This window comes from Mucilaginibacter aquariorum (assembly GCF_024498135.1).
Lineage (GTDB): Bacteria > Bacteroidota > Bacteroidia > Sphingobacteriales > Sphingobacteriaceae > Mucilaginibacter > Mucilaginibacter aquariorum.
This window is the reverse complement of the sequence record NZ_JANHOH010000001.1, coordinates 13501-28893: the sequence shown is the minus strand read 5'-3', so window position 1 is coordinate 28893 and position 15393 is coordinate 13501. Positions and strand designations below refer to the sequence as shown.

Sequence of the window (15393 nt, the reverse complement as noted above, 5' to 3'; positions counted from 1 at the left end):
CCTCATTCCGGCAGCGATCGCAGCGGGTCAGGCTGATGATCAAGTTCCCAACGATCTATTACCGGCTGTTCTAAAGCGGTCTGACGATATTCATCAGGCGCCATGATCGGGACCCCATAGATAATGGGATAGTTACGCTGGCAGGTTTTACAGCTCAATATGCCTTCGATAACATTTTGATCAAAATCCTGCGCCAGTATTCTTAATTGCAGATTATGCTTGTCAAAAGGACAGCAAAGTTTTGCTATGGTATTTAGTTTCATAAATGATGTGTTGGTAAGTTTAAAGCGTCCTGATAAAGTTTGACTTTTGAGAATGGGTCATCAGCACCCATAATACCGGAGATGACGGCCACACCATCAAAAGGTGTGAGCTTACGAAGTGTCAGTATATTCTCGGGCGTTATGCCGCCTGAAACGAATAAAGGAATAGTGGTGATCTCGCGGGCTTCCCTGACCAACGAGGGCATTACGACCGCGCAGTTTCCTGCAGATGTTGAGGGAAACATCGCACAGAAGGATACATAATCCAGTCCATTCTTATCTGCCCAACGTACGGCCTCCAGATCGCCTGAACAAGTGATACCTGCCAACAAGGGTCTCGCCACCCTGTTTTGTATCTCCGCATAGTTCGGGGGTATAGCATCGAAATGTACGCCATCCAGCTCAGGCGATCCCAATAGTAATTCCCAGTCGTTATCAATGAGTAAAGGCACGCTGTAGGCCCGGCACAGGCTGGATACCGCGGCTACGCAGGACCGCTTATCGGCTTCCGGCAGCCAGTTGTTCCATAGCTGTACCGCGTCAATGCCCGCTTTTAAGGCCAGAGCCAGTTTTGACAGCAGCAGCGCCCGGTCCATTGCCGGATCGACCACCAAATATACCCCGCCGGTTATTTGCAGATTATCTCTCATGTCCAGCCCTGTTTTAACGCCTGAAAAAATGCTGCCCAGTATGGATCCTTTTCGTAATAGGGCATCGGCTCATCCCGGCCATCCGTAACCAGGCATATACCTCGGGCCTTGTCGGTAAATTCACCGATCACCGTACTTTTGATCTGTTTAGCGGCAAGCGCTGCTAAAACCTGTTCTTCACTACCCGGGCTGGCAGCTATGATCATAGCACCCGCACCGATACAAAAGCGCTCATCGATACCGAACAGCCGGGTCACCTGCTGCTGGACAATTCCGGAAGGCAGATCTTCATTTCGGATGCGAACGCCCAGGCCTGACGCAAGTGCCATTTCATAAACAGCGCCCAGTACACCGCCTTCTGTCACATCGTGCATGGCTGTGATCTGCCCGGTCCCCGTCGCTGCCAGCGCATCGGGCAGTGATGAGGTCTGGTAAAAGAGCGCGCAGCACTGGTCATAAACTTCTTTACCCAGTTCGTTCTGTACGGTTCGCGGAAAACTCATGGCCAGGATGGCGGCCGATGATAGTGCGCACTCTTTGGTAACGATGATGACGTCTCCCGCCCTCGCCTGGTCGCTGACCAGGATCTGATCCAGCGGAGCGGTCAGCAACATGGTGCCACCACCGGCAATGGTGGAGTTCTGCCCTTCTATACTGCCGGTATGGCCGCCGGTAATCGCTACCCCAACAGCCTGGCAGTAGCGATGAACATGCTCCCAATACGTGATAAAGTCGTTACCACTCAGCCCCGGCGGCAGGTTAAGCACCATCTGCGCATACATTGGGGAATGACCTGTGGTGGCCATATCATTGGCCATCAGGTGCACCGACAGCCAGGCCGATTCAGCCAGCCCTAATGAAGGAATGAGTGAAAGCGGATCACTGGTCATGGCGAGGCCGGTACCGTTACCGATATCGACCACCGATACATCTACGCCGAAGGCAGGGCCATGCGTGATATTGGAACGGGCAAAGCCCAGGTGTGGTAAGATGAGTTCATCAAAACCGCCGCCGGATATCTTTCCTGAGAACTGTGACATGGTCGCGGGGCTTAATCGTTGAATTTAACATACAGTCCAAAAAAATCGCCTACGGGCACATTCCACTGCTGTACGGGAAACCATTCAGGCAAGCCGGTGCAGGTCCATTCCAAACTGTAATTACGCCCCTGCAGTGCCTCATCGATCTTACCGATCAGGATCTTGGGCGTATAGAATGTTGCCGTTACATAAAAAGGATTTTTACCGAATAGCTGCTGCACTCTGCGGCGCAGCACTTTAGGAGAATTGCGGTTCATCATGCCGAAGGCAATGCCGTGGCGGCCCACGCGTGCCGCCTCACGGATCACCTTTACCGGGTCACGGTAATACTCAAAGGTGGTAATGAAAGCGACCGCATCAAATGTGTTGTCTTTAAAGGGCATGTAATGAGAGTCTGCGTTGACCAGATCGCCCTGGAACAGGTGGACAGCCTGGCCCAGCATAAAAGGTGACAGATCGCCGCCCGTAGCGTCGATACCGATCTCGTGCCACCAGCGGGTAAAGCGTGTGGTACCGCAGCCGAATTCAAGTAATTCTTTCACTCTCGGATCTTTGGCCATCAGCTGCGCCATCACTTTTTTCTGCCAAACTTCTGCGCGCTTATAGCGTCCTTCGTACCATTGTTCGTAAGTGTCGGTGTGCTCCCGGTTGAAAAACCACTCTTTGCGTCCTTGCCAGTTGGTCAGGCTCCGGGTCATCAGGCCAAAATCGCCGTTCTGTTTCAATTCCATTTTCAAAAGGTATAAAATGTAAAAGCCTTGCTTCCGAGGTACAGAGAACGCAGCAGAAACAAGGCTTTTCCTATTGAATGGACAGCATAAAGCTGCTTAAAGACAATACTGGCCATGCATCCCTACGCCGGTATTATCCGTATCAGGTTTATCGGGTATCATCTCAGCCTTGCTTTTCAGCGAAGCACCCCGTGCAAGTGTGCCGGCAAGGTAGCGGTTATTTTAATAGTATCAAAGCGGTAATGAATACTGTAGAACAGGCATTCTGTGACTCACATATGCCGGTCTCATAAATGAAAATATATTTCTTCATATTTAATTTGAAAATAAACGTGAACATTTTTTCATAAAATACCGTATAACGACCTATCACTATTTAACCTATAATAAAACATAGTGCACGATAAGAAAATCATTACAACTGCTGAAATTTCGTTTTAAAGATAGCCGGGTCCTGATTTAAACCCCTCAATAAATAGCGGAGAAATTCATTTTCATCATGCTAACCGATGGTTTTTGGCCGGCATGATCCAAACAAAATAAAACCGACAGAATTACCACAGATCTTATCCATAATGTCTTTTGATTGATCTGCCAGCGGCGTGCGTGTTTAAAGATAAGTTGATCATTAACAGCCTTTCCACGGAAAAGCAGTAATACGATAAAATGAAAAAGCGATTCCTTTTTATTTCCTGCTTATATCTGCTTTGCCCCCTTTTATCCGCTGCGCAAACACAAGGTCCAAAATTCAAAAGGCTTTCTACCAACGAAGGCCTTGCTCAAAGCCATGTAAGCGCTATTTTGAAAGACAGCAGGGGGTTTATGTGGTTTGGCACAGAAGATGGCCTTGACAGGTACGATGGTTATCAATTTACCCACTTTAAACACGACCAAAACGACAAAACAAGTATTACCGACAGTGATGTGATGGCCATTCTGGAAGATCATGCCGGAAATTTTTGGGTCGGTACCAGCAGTGGCCTGGATAGATTTGACCGGAAAACAAACAGGTTCATTCATTATTCAAATAAACATTCAACGGATGATGTTAATGCAATCTTTGAGGATAGTAAAAAAAGGATCTGGCTGGGCACAAGCGGGGGACTGTATCTATTTAATACAGCCAAAGGCACTACCAGTCCCGGTATTAATAAGGCCGATGGCTTGGCACGTGGTTTCATATCTCAGCTTACCGAAGATAACGATGGCTGGCTGTGGATAGGCACTGATGAGGGCTTATACCGCTTTAATCCCAAAAGCGGCAAGTCTGCCCGTTATGCTCATGACCCTAAAAATAGGAAAAGCATCAGCTCGGACTGGGTAAAGGCAGTATATAAGGATCGCAAAGGCGATATATGGGCTGGAACACGCGGCGGTGGGCTGGCCTTATATAACCGTAAAGACAATTCTTTTATCAATTTCAAAAATGATGTGCATAACCCTAACAGCATTAGCCATAACGATATCCTTTCGATCATGGAAGCGAACGATGGTAAACTATGGATAGGTACCGAAAATGGCGGCATCAGTGTATTTGATCGTTCTGCAAATAAATTTATTTCTTACAAATACAATGTAAATGATCCTGCCAGCCTAAGCAGCAATTCTGTTTATTGTTTATATAAAGATGATATAGGGAACACCTGGATCGGAACTTATTCAGGCGGTGTCAACTTTTTACCTGGTCTGAAGGATAAATTTGACACCTATAGCCAAAACCCAAACAACCAAAATAGTTTAAGTAATAATAATGTTTTGTCCATCTCAGGTGATGACAGCGATGAAAATATTTGGATCGGCACCGATGGTGGTGGGCTGAATTTATTTAACAGGAAGAAAAAGACCTTTGTCCATTACCTTCACAAGCATAATAAGATCAATACACCCAGTAATGATTACATTATGGCGATAATGCCCATTAACAAAAACATGATCGCCCTTGGTTACCACGTTGGCGGTTTCGATATGTTCGATAAAAAAAACGGCGCTTTTGCACATCACATGCCGAAGGCAAATCATCCGAACAGTCTTTCTGTTTCTGATATCAATAATATATATAAGGACAGGGATGGCAATATATGGTTGGGGACCTGGAAAGGGGGCCTTAACTTTTACAACATAAAAACCGGGTTTTTTACCCGGTATAAAAACAACCCAAAAGATAATAACAGCTTAAGCAACGATATTGTAACGATCGTTTTCCAGGACAAGCAAGGAATCATGTGGATAGGCACGCATAGCGGCCTGGATCTGCTTGACCCTAAAACCGGTCATTTCACACATTACAGGCATGAGGAGAAAAACAAGCAGAGTTTATCAAATAATACGATAGAGTACATTACTGAAGCGGAAAATGGCGATATATGGCTGGGTACCAATGGCGGGGGGCTAAATCATTTTAACCGGCGGAGCAAAACATTTACTTCCTATACCGAAAAAGAAGGTTTGCCAAGTAATGTAGTCTATGCGATCTTAAAAGATCGTGCAGGGAATTTCTGGCTAAGTACCAACAAAGGAATCTCCAGGTTTAATCCCCAAACAAAAGCTATCCGGAATTATGGCATTTCCGATGGATTACAGGGGGATGAATTTAAGGGCCATTCTGCCTTTCAAACGGCAGACGGGCAACTATTCTTTGGCGGCGTCAATGGTTTTAGCAGCTTTTATCCTGATAGCTTAAAAGACAATGCCTTTATCCCGCCCGTTTACATCACCGGTTTTCAGATCTTTAATAAGCAGATAACTATCGGCGATAAAGATTCTCCGCTTCAAAAAGATATCAGGGAAACCCGATCGATCAGCCTTTCTTATAAACAATCTGTCATTACATTTGAATTTGCAGCTTTAAATTACATCAACCCCGAAAAAAATCAGTATGCTTATAAGCTGGATGGCTTTGATAAGGATTGGAATTTTGCAGGCTCCAGACGAACGGCTACCTACACCAATCTGGATGCGGGTACCTATACCTTCAGAGTAAAGGGATCGAATAATGACGGCGGATGGAATAAAAGGGACACCTTCATTGTGCTGACGATTATACCACCCTTTTGGCTTACCTGGTGGTTTAAGACAATCCTTGCTTTAGTTTTTATGGGCAGCGGGCCCGCATTTTACTTCATCCGGACGCGCGCCATTTTGCAGCAGAAAAAGGAGCTGGAGCGCCAGGTTGAAGAACGCACCGCGCAATTGGCACATGCCATTGAAGAGGAAAAAAGGTCGGCGCTGGAAGCAGAGGAAGCAAACCGGGCCAAGAGTGTATTTTTGGCAACCATGAGCCATGAGATCCGCACCCCAATGAACGGGGTAATTGGCATGGCCGCCCTGCTTGCTGAAACCCCATTGGATGATGAACAGCGAACTTTTGCCGACTCTATTCAGACCTGCGGGGAAGATCTGCTGGCAGTGATCAATGATATTTTAGATTTTTCAAAAATAGAGTCAGGCAAGATGGACCTGGAGGAAAGGGATTTCAGCCTGCGTACCTGTGTAGAAGAGGTATTTGATGTATTCACAATAAGGGCCGCTCAACTGGAACTGGACCTTGTGTACCTGATCGCCGATGACGTGCCCACCCAGATCATTGGTGATAACTTAAGGCTTCGGCAGATCCTGATCAATTTAATAAGCAATGCGATCAAGTTTACCAAAAAAGGGGAAATATTTGTGCGGATCTATTTGATTAGCAACAATGATCCCGGGCTCGAATTAGGCTTTGAGATCAGAGATACCGGTATCGGGATTCCTGCTGACAAACTGCATCGCCTGTTTAAAGCATTTTCCCAGGTTGATTCATCAACAACGCGTCAATACGGCGGGACCGGCCTGGGCTTGGTGATCAGCGAACAGCTTGTAAAACTCATGGGCGGAAAAATTGAGGTAGAAAGTGAAATCGGTAAAGGAAGTATGTTCCGTTTTTCCATCCATACGCAAAAAAGCACGAAGCAGCTTCAAACCGTCATGAGTGTCGACATGAACGGTTTTGAGGGCAAAAAAATATTGGTAGTTGATGATAACCATACCAACTGCCGCATCTTAACGGCACAATTGGAACAATGGAAACTGAAGGCAGTGATCGCATATTCCGGTAAGGAAGCGCTACATCTGTTATCCCTGGATCCTGATTTTAACCTGGTGATCTCAGATATGCAAATGCCGTTTATGGATGGGGTTGAACTGGCAACATTAATTGCCAAACAATGCCCGGGGCTACCCGTCATGCTTTTGAGCTCGATCAGCCACATCTACCATAAGGATAATCCCGGCCTTTTTTGCTCCATCCTTACCAAACCCGTTAAACAGCACATTTTAGCTAAACATCTCAGCGAAGAATTGAGCAAACAGGGAAATTCAACAATCAGTAGCTCCCTGCAGCCTGAAATAGCAAAACAAAAATTACCCGATAATTTTGCGCAAAAATATCCGCTTCACATCCTGGTGGCAGAAGATAACCTTATGAACCAAAAACTGATCATGAAAGTTTTGAGTAAGTTGGGGTATGAAGCAGACCTGGCCGCAGATGGCCTGGAGGTACTGGAACTGGTCAATAAAAAAACATTCGATATTATTTTTATGGATGTACAAATGCCAAAAATGGACGGGCTGGAAGCTACCATCATAATCAAAAAACGTTACCCGGTTTATCCTTTTATTATTGCCATGACTGCCAATGCGCTGCAAACCGATGTGGAAATTTGTATGGACGCGGGCATGGATGACTATATCAGCAAACCGTTTAAACTGGATGATTTCGTCAACACATTAGAAAAATGGGCCTTACGGGTAAAAGCAATTCCGATAAAGGCCGTCATTTAAATTCTGGGACACCCAGTTATTTGGTTAAGGCATCACTCTTTTCACCTCAAGCGATATCGAGGTTTTGATAATGAGAGCAAAATAACTCCAGTATGAAAATCCTCTCGGGAATGACGCCAAAATAATTTTATAAAATAAGGCACCTTATTACTGATGTGCAGCTGCTGTAATTGCTGCAACCAACCAGCCCGGCTTTTCGACTTCAATATCCGCTAATCTTTCTGTTCGTTCTGAGCCCTCTCTTTCACTGAAAAGCAATTCTTCCAGTTCAAACTCCCCGTCGAGCCAGCTTCTTGCATCCAATGCTGCCTGCCACATTGTATCATCGGACTCCTTTTCGATTAAGCGGTCTGCATCTCCGTATGCCGAATCGATCCACTCTTTGGAGCGGTCCATTCGCATCACCTCCAGCATGATTTTGATCTTGATCCTGTTGTCGAATCCAAAACAGTCATAGATATAACAATACACTAGATTACGTTCCAACGTTTTCATCGATTCAATAAGTTCCGAAGGGTTCCTCAGCATTAGTTAATTTATCGTGAGTGTAGCGTTAATGATGTGAATACGGATAATTAAGTTCACCGGTCGCCCGCGAATGGTATATAATGTAAACAATACAATATCTCCAATTTATCCTTTGTAACCGGTTTTGATATAAACTCTTTCACAAAAGGAAAATGTGCTGATCTTGACCTTTCTTCATCGCATACCGAAGAGGATACTACGTAGACGCTGATTGGCTTTGCTAATCGCAAATACAATTTTTCAAATTGTTCCAAAAAATCCCAGCCGCTAAAGCCCGGCATATCCAAATCTAAAAAAATCAGATCAGGCAGCATACTCACTGCGTTTTTTTCTCTTAGAAATTCAATAATGATCCTGCCGTCGAGCGAATGGACAGCATCTTTGAAGATTCCATAACGGTCTAAAAGCCTCTGCATGATCAGGTGTTCTATCGGATTATCATCTATCATTACCAGCTTACACATATGAAGATTAGTTAGTGCGTTAATTAATAACCGCGCAGTGACATGTCCCATGTCCAGGCAGCTTCATTATGACACGCATCAAGTTGTAACCTGTAGAACCCAAAAAACAGGTCGTTTTTATTTACAGGTTGATAACCGGATGAATGTTATCTTTTGTGATAACCTTTAGGCTTAGGTCGAGGTAATCTTTGATCTTTTTCCATAAAACAAACAGCAATGGAAATGCAACAAACAGCAGAAAAGACAGAAAAACGATAACAGGGTTGAACTTATCCCCAATATATTCGTAGCTAACAACAAAAATACTTACCGTTAGGTAGAAGAGAAAGGAGCTTTTGAAAGTGCTTACTTTTAACTTTACCAATACGACACTCTGTAATATATGAAATAACACAAATGCCGAAAAAATTGAATAGTTAATTACTGATAAGCTTTTGTAAAAATATAAGCCCGTTAAACTCCCTGACACATTAACTAACAATACGATGAAATTAAGGATCATGTCTACCTTTTCCATGTTCTTGGCAACTATTAAGTTCGCCTGCAAAAGCACCGTTGGAAAAACAATTAAGGTTAAAAACATTTCCTGCATACAGCGCGATGCCAGCTCAAATTTATGTCCGAAAACAAATGGTATGATCGTGGCGGAAAAAGACTGTATAAACGCGAAAGAGGTCACAGCAAATATTGTATAACCAAGAAATACAAGCTGGTAAAATTTCTGCAGGGCTACTGCGTCACCGCCAGCGACCAGTTTTACAAATTTGGGATAAACTGTCGTAGAGGCGACAACAGCCATTATAGTAAACATGGAAAAGATCTTATAAGAAACTTCATAATTAGCGACATCAGTAGCAGTAAGATATTTCGAAATAATTATAGTCGCGCTACGCCAGAAAATTATGGAAGAGCCAACGATCAAAATGAACCGCCAGTTCGCAAAAACATTACTTTTAAAGTCGGGTAAGGTTATTTTAAACCGAAATAGTTCGGTTACTTTAACGGCCCCTCCCGATCCTATATATAGGAATAGGTTGACAGTAACCAGGCGGACTATTACCAATAGGATCGACAAATAAATCAGTGATATGGGGTATAAGAATAAAACACAACCTGCAATTAATCTCAACAAACCGTCAAGTGCCATAATAATCGCCGATTTTTTTTGTTCAGACTGGGCAATATTTAAATTTTTTAAGGCGTATACGATGTTGTCAAAGATAATATTGGTTCCCAGGACAATGGATAATACCCTTATATGTTCATCCTGGTAAACAGCGAACGCGAATCCAATACTAATCAGATAAAAAACTATTCCCAGGAGTGCTTGAATTTTAATGAACCGGTAAACCAAAGCGGTCGTATCCTCTGTCTCGCGCGCATATTCACGTATGAACCAGTGTCCGAGCCCCATAGACGAAAAACCTACGATGAGCTGATAAACCGTATTGGCGATAAGAAAATCAGAAAACTCCTTTATAACGTAATGGCGTGAGACAATAACAAAGAACAGGCTTAAAAATAAAGTCTGAAATACCGTGGAGCATAAGCCCCAAAGACTATTATTTACTAAACCTGAACGATTTAAAAATCCCATATTGATATAAAACCTTATATGTTTGTATGTGCTAAATGAATAGGTTGGTGCCGCCAATCAGGTATCGCTATTGATTGGTCTGATATATCAAGCCTGAACAAATACGGTTTTGTATTTCATTTTTAATAGCTGCATGATAAAAACAGGGCCGTAATATAAATAGCGTTTATACATCCGCCTGGGTTCTTTGATTAAACGGATAAACCACTCTAAACCGAAAGCCCGCCAATATTTGGAAGGCCGGACAACGGTACCTGCATAGAAATCGAAGACTGCACCAATGGCGCAAATTACGTTGCTCTCTATTGACGTTTTGTTTTGAAATATCCATTTTTCCTGCTTCGGCGCGGTCATTCCGACAAATAAAACATCCGGCTTAAACTGATTCACCGCCTTTAGCATTTCCGCTGTGTCCTGTGCCGAAAATGATGGTTTATAAGGCGGAGAATAAAAGCCCGCGTTAATATTCGGAAACTCTTGTTTGAGTTTTTTCCTGATCAGGCTTAACGTCTCTTCACCAGAGCCTAAATAAAAACAACGACCGCCGGTTTTATTCAATTTTTCTAACAGGTGCCGGTGAATATCAGCGCCCGCGATTTTCTTTATTGTTATTTTTTTCAGAAATCCGACAGCGACTGTGATTCCGACACCATCCGGTAATAAAATATCCGAATCCAGTAAGGCCTCTTTAAACTCGGGATCCTCCTCTGCGATCGTATAGGAAAATTGATTAATAGTGTTGACTATGTATTTTTTATCGGTGCTGATATGTTGAAGATCACCGGAAAATATTGAATACCCGGAGAATTTAACGGATTTATTAGGCGTCATTTAAAAGCTGATAGTTACTGTTCTGCATAAGCAATAGCTGTACCGCTTTTATCATAAACTTAAATAGCTATGACTTTACAGTTCAAGAAAGGCCGAATGTTCCGGACGGGGATTTGAGACCTCATCCCACTGGTCAACGTGGCATGAATTCCACAATGATCCCCGTTCAAAGATCATTCCCAAGTGTAACCTTTTATTCTAAACAGGCGTATACCCCGCTATAATTAGAAAACGCCGGACTATACATTTTAAAGTTTTCTGGCACTTCAACACTTAACGACCGTCACATGAACAAAATAAAAAGCCCAATAGCCTTCTTAAGCAAAAGCTTTTCCGGGTTTATTTTATTGTTAATTTTTACATTTTTATCCAATGCGGGGTATTCTGCTACATATTATATTTCTGCTTCAACGGGGAACGACGACTATACCAGTAGCCAGGCCCGTGACCAAAAAACACCATGGAAAAGTATTGAAAAATTGAACGGGTTCTTCAAATATCTCAAGGCCGGGGATAGTGTTTTATTCAAGAGAGGTGAGATATATTACGGTTCAATTGTGCCGTCGAAATCCGGTTATGTACTCGCGCCTATTTATTTTGGTGCATACGGAACCGGCATCAAGCCGGAAGTAACCGGACTTGTGACATTAAGCTCATGGAAAGAGGTTAAAAAAGGAATTTTTGAAACTCCCTGCAACGTTGCGGGCACCGATCTGCTTATCAACAACAGGCCACAACAAATTGGGCGTTATCCTAACGCAGGCTATCTAACAATCGACTCGCATGCAGGCAACGGCACGATCACGGACAATCAGCTTGCAAGTGGCCCTAATTGGTCTGGTGCTGAGATAGTGATCAGAAAAACAAGATGGATAATAGACAGGAGTGCTATTATATCCCATAATAGAAATACGCTTACCTTCGAGGGTAACAGCAATACTCCGAAAAACAAGTACGGCTATTTTATCCAGAATAATATCAACACACTTGATAAGTTAGGTGAGTGGTATTTTGATAAGCAGAAGAAAACCATGTGTGTTTATTTTGGCAGCTATAAACCATCTGCCGTCATTGTTAAGACCAGTTCTGTTGCCAATCTTGTGGACATCCGAAGGTCTAATTATATCACATTTGAAGATATTTCCTTCACGGGTTCCGGTAAAAATTCGTTCAATATCATTCAGGCAAAAGGGATCACAATAAAAAACTGCAGCATGGTAAATTCCGGGGCTGAAGCTATATTAGCTTCTTACAGTCCGTTTTTAAGCGTTCAGGACTGTCTGATTAATAATTCCTTAAGCGGCGGTATTAATTTAGATGCCGGATGCATCAACGCTTCAATTAGTAACAATACTATAAAAAACACCGGGTTAATGGCCGGAATGGGTAAAAGTGGCACCGGTACTTATGAGGCGATCACCTCATTTGGTGATCATACGGTTATCGAAAAGAACAGGATCGACAGCGTCGGATATAATGGTATATATTTCGGCGGTAATTCGGCGTCAGCAAAAAACAATTATATCACTTATTTCTGCTTAACAAAAGATGACGGCGCTGGGATTTATCTGGGTGACTGGTCAAAAACGACAAATAAAAGAGTGGAGGGCAACATCATCCTTCACGGTATCGGTAACAGTTCCGGTACCGACCGGGTTAACTCCTTACAGGCCGAAGGTATTTATATAGATGATAATACCGAAAGTGTCAACATATTGGATAATACCGTCTCTTTGTGCGCTAACAACGGCATTAAATTGCATAACGCGAAGGATATTAATATTTACGGCAATACTGTATTTAATAATGGCGTTCAACTCCGGCTGGAGCAGGATCATTACCTGGCCTCCAGTAAATACATCAGAAATAATAACATAAAGAAGAATACTTTCTTTTCCGTAAATACAAGGCAGACAGCGGCAAAGTTTAGCACCAATCAGGATGATATCACCTCATTTGGCCGGATAGACAGCAATATTTATTGCGCCCCAAAAAACACGGACTTTGTTCGGACGAAAAAATTGACAGCCTCCAACTATGCAGGCGCGGGTGATACGGAGATCCGTTTCGAGTTTAACGCCAGTAATGAAGCCAAGATCATCAAGCTTAGCTCCAGTTATGTTGATGTACAGAACAACCGTTACTCAAAAACAGTTACGCTTAGCCCCTATTCCTCTGTCATATTAATTGCGTCTGACCCAGGCACGATCAATAATTTCCCTATGATTGAATATTCGGCGGTGATCAATAAAACCTATGAAAAGTAACCTGCGTTATTATGCCTTAGCAGGGTAGCGTTGTTCATATAAATTAACATGTGCTGTTAGGTCCTCGGTAGTATCAAAACGATCTTTGATCTTTCTGGCAGGCACCCCCCCGTATATACTATAAGGTTCAATATCGCTAACAACAACAGATCCGGCTGCGACAATGCTCCCTTGGCCAATTTTCACGCCGCTTAATACAGTGCTGTTGTAACCGATCCAGACATCGTCCTCTATTACAATTAAACTATTCAAGCCGTGCCATGCGTAACCTTTATCCCTTATCTGAGACGCGTGCCTTATCGCCACCCCTATTTGCTGGTAATGGTGATCATATTTGCCGATCAAAGCGACACGATTAGCAAAAATCACATTGTTCCCTATAACCGCATCTGTTTCAATAAACGAATCACGGCCTATATAGAAATCACGACCGATAACGATTTTTTGCCTGGCCCACAATCTAACCCTCACCCCGCTGTAAAAGCCCTCGCCGATCTGGTATCTTCTGTAAATTATCTTACGGAGAATTAAATTCCGTAAGCTCTTTAAAAATCTTATCATAGCTTATATTGATGACTAACAAGATCAAAAATTACAGCCAGTTCTGCCGCCACCTGTTGCCTGCTAAACAGTTTCGCCTTCTCTATATTATTCCCGCCCATCAAGTCCATCAATTCGTTTGACTGCAATAGTCTATCGAGGGCATGCACGACATCCTGACTATCCTTCGGTTTCACCCATAAGCAATTTTCAGGCTCCGTTAAGTAGTCATTAGCCGCCCTCGTCTTAGTCGTGACCACGGCCATGCCTGCCCCTACCGCATTAAACAAAGCCATTGGAAACCCTTCGGGAAAAAAAGTAGGGAAGACCAAAATATCACTGTTGGAATAATATGCGACAACATCCTGTTCTGGTATAAACCCTGTCAATATAACATTATTGGCCAAGGCACTTTTTACAATTTTGTTTCTTACCTCATCCATTGCGTCCCCGTCCCCAACAATTATAAGCGTTACTTTGTACCCCAATTTGATATAGGAGAAAGCATCTATGACTTCCATGACCCCTTTTTGGTCAATAACACGGCCGACAAATAACAGCACCTTATTTTCTTCCGGGATACCTAATCTCTTTTTAAACCCCAGGTCCTTCTTAAACTGCTCAGTCCGGACAATATTTTTCGTAATGAATATCCTATTGTCATTAAAATAATTAGCAAATGATAGTTTTTCTCTTTCTTCTGATGATAAGTAAAGCCATGCGGCAATATTCTTCTTCAAAAATGGCAACACTACCTTTCTGAATACAAAGCCACCATTTTCCAGTGCGTCAATATCCGACCCGTGGGATTTTATGATAAATATAGGCTTTCTCACATAAAATACCTTGCAAATGATAATTGTCAAGAAATCACGGATTCCGGCTAACTGTTCCAACCTTGAATTGAAATAGATAATGTCCGGTTTAAACCTGTAGGCTGTACCAACCAGGTTAAAAGCATTTTGAAAAATCACGAGTAACCGCGCTAAGCCAGACGTATAACCTGTTTTAGCCGCATAAGTAAATGAATCGCATTCATAACCGAGCTCCTGCAAACCGGTCATTTCATCCAGGGCTATTTCCACGTGATGCTTGCTCGGCATACTGAATAATATCTTTGCCTTATTCATAAGTATATTGATATTTATCCTGGTCCTTTAATTTGATCACCGTAGGGTTCCCAACCGCTACACTATCGGAGGGCACATTCTTAACCACGACCGCGCCACAGCCGATCATAGCATTGTCACCAATCAGAATATTCCCTATGATGCAAACGTTGCTGCCAATATCTACATTATTTCCAATCACGGGTGAGGCGGTGAACCCGCCTTCTTTTGATTGCTTATTGCCTATCGTAGTTGAATGCCGAAGCGTACAATTTTCACCAATTACCACTTGATTGTTCATGACCAGCGCCTGCCCGTGGAATAAAGATAACCCTCTTCCTATCTTTACGTTCCACGGAATTTCAATGCTGAAAAGAAATTCCACCAATACCCTGTAAAACAGGAGGTACAAAAATCCAAAATAATAATATATTTTACGTGTGGAACAAAAATTGGCCAGTCGGAACAGCAGCAGAATAAATCTGCCCTTCGCATTGCCGTGGTTAGCATCCCAATCCTGTAAGATAAATTCAAAAAAGGTCATGTAATCGGTTTAGT

13 protein-coding genes and 1 riboswitch are annotated in these 15393 nt (G+C 43.1%); of the genes, 2 read left to right on the top strand and 11 right to left on the bottom strand.

Going from position 1 to position 15393, the window contains the following annotated elements:
* Positions 1 to 2 precede the first annotated feature (2 nt).
* Genes NPE20_RS00115 through NPE20_RS00100 form a run of 4 tightly spaced genes read right to left on the bottom strand, consistent with a single transcriptional unit; the run spans position 3 to position 2684 of the window.
* The gene (locus tag NPE20_RS00115; RefSeq protein ID WP_256536555.1) at positions 3 to 263 is read right to left on the bottom strand and encodes a Trm112 family protein; all 261 of its coding nucleotides are present in this window, start codon (positions 261 to 263) and stop codon (positions 3 to 5) included.
* Positions 260 to 913 (bottom strand): thiamine phosphate synthase, encoded by a 654-nt coding sequence (locus NPE20_RS00110; RefSeq protein ID WP_256536554.1) that lies wholly within the window; start codon positions 911 to 913, stop codon positions 260 to 262. The genes NPE20_RS00115 and NPE20_RS00110 overlap by 4 nt, the downstream gene beginning before the upstream one ends.
* A complete protein-coding gene (locus NPE20_RS00105) occupies positions 910 to 1953 on the bottom strand; it encodes an AIR synthase-related protein (RefSeq protein ID WP_256536553.1) in 1044 nt (347 codons plus the stop codon). Before NPE20_RS00105 ends, NPE20_RS00110 begins: the two co-directional genes overlap by 4 nt.
* A gap of 11 nt (positions 1954 to 1964) precedes the next feature.
* Positions 1965 to 2684 carry a class I SAM-dependent methyltransferase gene (locus NPE20_RS00100; protein WP_256536552.1) on the bottom strand — a complete coding sequence of 240 codons (720 nt, stop codon included), beginning with the start codon at positions 2682 to 2684 and terminating at the stop codon, positions 1965 to 1967.
* A 102-nt stretch (positions 2685 to 2786) separates the two neighbouring features.
* A riboswitch (TPP riboswitch) is annotated at positions 2787 to 2886 on the bottom strand.
* A 464-nt stretch (positions 2887 to 3350) separates the two neighbouring features.
* Between NPE20_RS00100 and NPE20_RS00095 the strand changes: the two genes are divergently transcribed.
* The gene (locus NPE20_RS00095; protein ID WP_256536551.1) at positions 3351 to 7499 is read left to right on the top strand and encodes a hybrid sensor histidine kinase/response regulator; all 4149 of its coding nucleotides are present in this window, start codon (positions 3351 to 3353) and stop codon (positions 7497 to 7499) included.
* A 147-nt stretch (positions 7500 to 7646) separates the two neighbouring features.
* Here the strand turns inward: NPE20_RS00095 and NPE20_RS00090 are convergent, their stop codons facing one another.
* The 4 genes from NPE20_RS00090 to NPE20_RS00075 all read right to left on the bottom strand — a co-directional run bounded on the left by NPE20_RS00090 (position 7647) and on the right by NPE20_RS00075 (position 10919).
* Entirely contained in the window at positions 7647 to 7994 is a 348-nt protein-coding gene (locus tag NPE20_RS00090) for a hypothetical protein (RefSeq protein WP_256536550.1), read from the bottom strand.
* Positions 7995 to 8080: 86 nt separating this feature from the next.
* Positions 8081 to 8491, bottom strand: coding sequence for a response regulator (locus NPE20_RS00085; protein ID WP_256536549.1), 411 nt, complete (start codon positions 8489 to 8491; stop codon positions 8081 to 8083).
* A gap of 121 nt (positions 8492 to 8612) precedes the next feature.
* Complete coding sequence (locus tag NPE20_RS00080; protein WP_256536548.1) at positions 8613 to 10088, bottom strand: oligosaccharide flippase family protein; 1476 nt, start codon at positions 10086 to 10088, stop codon at positions 8613 to 8615.
* An 87-nt stretch (positions 10089 to 10175) separates the two neighbouring features.
* On the bottom strand, positions 10176 to 10919 hold the full coding sequence (locus tag NPE20_RS00075; protein ID WP_256536547.1) for a WecB/TagA/CpsF family glycosyltransferase: 744 nt from the start codon (positions 10917 to 10919) through the stop codon (positions 10176 to 10178).
* Between the two features lie 287 nt (positions 10920 to 11206).
* On the opposite strand from NPE20_RS00075, the gene NPE20_RS00070 reads away from it, so the two are divergent.
* Complete coding sequence (locus tag NPE20_RS00070; protein WP_256536546.1) at positions 11207 to 13186, top strand: right-handed parallel beta-helix repeat-containing protein; 1980 nt, start codon at positions 11207 to 11209, stop codon at positions 13184 to 13186.
* Positions 13187 to 13195: 9 nt separating this feature from the next.
* Here NPE20_RS00070 and NPE20_RS00065 read toward each other — a convergent pair whose 3' ends face one another.
* Genes NPE20_RS00065 through NPE20_RS26800 form a run of 3 tightly spaced genes read right to left on the bottom strand, consistent with a single transcriptional unit; the run spans position 13196 to position 15379 of the window.
* Positions 13196 to 13747 (bottom strand): acyltransferase, encoded by a 552-nt coding sequence (locus NPE20_RS00065; RefSeq protein WP_256536545.1) that lies wholly within the window; start codon positions 13745 to 13747, stop codon positions 13196 to 13198.
* Positions 13744 to 14856: a glycosyltransferase family 4 protein gene (locus NPE20_RS00060; RefSeq protein ID WP_256536544.1), complete on the bottom strand. Its 1113-nt coding sequence runs from the start codon at positions 14854 to 14856 to the stop codon at positions 13744 to 13746. The genes NPE20_RS00065 and NPE20_RS00060 overlap by 4 nt, the downstream gene beginning before the upstream one ends.
* A complete protein-coding gene (locus NPE20_RS26800; protein ID WP_290427151.1) occupies positions 14849 to 15379 on the bottom strand; it encodes a serine acetyltransferase in 531 nt (176 codons plus the stop codon). The genes NPE20_RS00060 and NPE20_RS26800 overlap by 8 nt, the downstream gene beginning before the upstream one ends.
* Positions 15380 to 15393 lie beyond the last annotated feature (14 nt).